3 protein-coding genes are annotated in these 2,988 nt (G+C 64.5%); 2 read left to right on the forward strand and 1 reads right to left on the reverse strand.

Annotated elements, in window-relative coordinates:
* Positions 1–230: 230 nt before the first annotated feature.
* Both AF337_RS27240 and AF337_RS27245 read left to right on the forward strand, forming a co-directional pair.
* Positions 231–1,409 (forward strand): GGDEF domain-containing protein, encoded by a 1,179-nt coding sequence (locus AF337_RS27240; protein WP_049734592.1) that lies wholly within the window; start codon positions 231–233, stop codon positions 1,407–1,409.
* A gap of 203 nt (positions 1,410–1,612) precedes the next feature.
* Positions 1,613–2,149 (forward strand): glyoxalase superfamily protein, encoded by a 537-nt coding sequence (locus AF337_RS27245; RefSeq protein ID WP_049734593.1) that lies wholly within the window; start codon positions 1,613–1,615, stop codon positions 2,147–2,149.
* 169 nt (positions 2,150–2,318) lie between these two features.
* Here AF337_RS27245 and AF337_RS27250 read toward each other — a convergent pair.
* On the reverse strand, positions 2,319–2,988 hold a 670-nt coding region (locus AF337_RS27250; RefSeq protein WP_049734594.1), incomplete at its 5' end, for an IS110 family RNA-guided transposase.

Below are 2,988 nucleotides of genomic sequence, written 5' to 3' on the forward strand. Positions count from 1 at the left end.
CCACCGCAATAGGCAGTACTACGCCAATAGCGGGTAAAGGGAAGTTACAAAGGTGGCGGCAGCCGGATGAGGGGCGCCTCATGCGCGAGCTTCGCCTCGAAGTTACCACCCTAACATCTCCGTGTGCGGTGCATCATTTTTTAACGGAATGCGTAAGACATTCCTCATCGCCGATCGCATAGGTTGCCAATATTATCCGGCGTGGCTGCAGTCGCGGAGACTGAAAAAGCATGATGCTTGACTATAACTCCCTCTTGCTGGCGCTCGGCGTCTCCACGGCATGCCTTGCCGTGACCTTGATGGGCGGCTGGCTTGTCCGCCGGGCCGAAACCGTGCTGCTCACCGCCACCGTCGGCCTGGTCTTCGTCGTCAGCGGCATTTTCGTCTACAGCGCCTATGTGGACAGGCCGGAGATGGGCTTCGGCATTGCCAATTTCGTGCTGTTCCATGCCGGTTTTGCCACCATCTGGGGTGCCGGCCGGCAGTTTCTCACCGGCCGCCTGTCCTTGCCGGGCATTGCGATCCGCGCCCTGGCGGCGATGGTCTTCTCGATCGTGCCGCTGGTATCGGGCTATGACGGCCTGGCCTTCATCGCTGACAATCTCGCCATTGCCCTGCTTCTCTTTGCCACCGCCCGGCAATATTGGCTCGCCCGTGCTGAAGCGCCGGCGCCGATCCTCGGCATCTCGGCGCTTTATACGCTGACGGCGATCTCCTTCGTGCTCTGCGCCGCCGTGCTGATCTCCGACGGCAAGCTGGTGCTCGGCAAGGCGCCGAGCAACTGGGCCGAGGATTTGAGCCTTGCCGTCTGCATCGCCGGCATGACCGGGATCGGCGCGCTGTCGCTGGCGCTGCATCAGTGGCGGCTTGCCGCCCGCCATCGGCTCGAGGCGATCACCGATCCGCTGACCGGGCTGCTCAACCGCCGCGCCCTGTTCGACCAATACGGCACGCGCCCGATGGGTTCGACCACCGCCGTCATCGTCTTCGATATCGACCATTTCAAATCCGTCAACGACCGCTTCGGCCATGCGGCCGGCGATCGCGTGATCAAGGTCTTCGCCGCCGAACTTGCCGCCCATTGCCGCGCCGGTGACATTGCCGCACGGCTGGGCGGCGAGGAGTTCGCGCTGGTCTTGAAGGAGAGCATGCCCGGCCGGGCGGAACTGGCGGCCGAGCGCATCCGCAGGGATTTCGAGGCGCGCGAGATTGCGATCGACGACGCGGTGCTGAAATGCACGGTCAGCGTCGGCGTGGCGCCCGGGCGCGCCAAGAGCCTGGATTTCGATGCCATGCTGAGTGCTGCGGACAAGGCGCTCTACGCCGCCAAGCGGGGCGGCCGCAACCGGGTCGAGCTGGCCGGCCACCTGCAGGCGGTTCCCCTCGAGGTGGCGCGCACGGCGTCTTGATTGCTGACGGCTCCTCTCATAATATCGCCCCTGGCCGGATGCGGCCAGCCGCCCCGCGACGCTCGACGTTTGACACTTTGGCGTTATGGTGAATGCATCCAGATACCATCCTTCACATCCCTTGCCGTTTGGCGATCGATGGCGAACGGGTCAGCAGACGCGGGCACTGATCGTCCTGTTTGCCGCCGACGGAAGGATGAGATATGCGCGATTTTCGCGATGCCAAGCTCATGGCAAAGACTTTGCGGCAGGCGCTTGCCGACCGCGACATTTCGCTGACCCACAGCGAGACGCTCGAAATCGTCGCCCGCCAGTTCGGGCTCGAGCAATGGAATATCCTCTCGGCCAAGATCGATGCGGCGGGTGCTTCCCGCTCCGCTATCGGCATCGAACCGCCGATGCCGATCTTCCGCATCTTCTCGGTGGAGAAGGCCATGGAATTCTATTGCGGCTTCCTCGGCTTCCATCTCGACTGGGAGCACCGCTTCGAGGAAAACTCCCCGCTCTATTGCCAGGTCTCGCGTGACGGCATGGCGCTGCACCTCAGCGAACATTCCGGCGACGCCAGCCCCGGCGCCAAGGCCTTCGTCCGCGTCGCCAATGTGCGCGCCTACCACGCCGAACTCGCCGGCAAGGACTACCGCTACATGAAGCCCGGCGTGGAAGAGGCGCCCTGGGGACTGGAGATGACCGTCATCGACCCCTTCAGCAACCGCATCGTTTTTTGCGAGCAGGGATAGGCGGGGCGCGCTGTAGATTGCACGGTTCGAGCCAGTGGCTGCCCCTAACCCTAACCCTCTCCCCGTAAACGGGGCGAGGGGACGTGTCTTGCACGAGGTTGGCGAGGGACGGAGAGGGTGCGGCTCGCCCCCTTCGCCCCGCGAGCGGGGAGAGCGACTGTCTTCGTTGTCAAGCGTTTTGCCATGGTCGTCCGTCCCTGATGATGGCGTTGAGGATGGTGAGCAGCTTGCGCATGGTGGCAACGGTTGCGACGATCTTGGGCTTGCCGGCCGCGACCAGGCGGTCGCGGAAGGCCTTGAGGTCGGGGTTGTACCGGCTGGCGACGAGGGCGGCCATGAACAGCACGGCCCGCACCTTGCCGCGCCCGCCGCCGATGAAGCTCTTGCCCTTCCATTTTCCCGATTGCCGCGTCCAAGGAGCAAGCCCTGCCAGTGAAGCGATCTGGCGGCGGTCGAGGCTGCCGAGTTCGGGCAGCTCGGCCAGCAGCGTCCGCGCCGTTGTCGGCCCGACACCCGGCACCGAGGTCAACAGCGTCTGGCGCACCTGCCAGACCGGCGATTTGCGGATATGGCTGTCGAGATCGGCATCGAGGTTTTCGAGCTCGCGCCGCAAGGCCGTCAGCAAGCGCTTGATGCTCTTCTGCGCCTGTTTGGCCAGTGCCATGCGCAACCGGTTCTCCTCGGCAACGACCATCTGGACGATCTGCCGCCGCCGGGCAATGAGTTCGGACAGGGTCTGCGTCTCGGCATCACGCAATGGCCGGATCGCCGGCTTTGTCGCCACGAGGAAGGCAGCGATGACGGCCGCATCGATCGGATCGGTCTTGGCCCTGCGGCCG

The sequence above is a fragment of the Rhizobium ecuadorense genome, from assembly GCF_001187535.1.
GTDB lineage: Bacteria > Pseudomonadota > Alphaproteobacteria > Rhizobiales > Rhizobiaceae > Rhizobium > Rhizobium ecuadorense.

Coding starts and splice junctions, on each gene's coding strand:
- AF337_RS27240 (WP_049734592.1), top strand. CDS start 231: ATGATGCTTGACTATAACTCCCTCTTGCTGGCGCTCGGCGTCTCCACG.
- AF337_RS27245 (WP_049734593.1), top strand. CDS start 1,613: ATGCGCGATTTTCGCGATGCCAAGCTCATGGCAAAGACTTTGCGGCAG.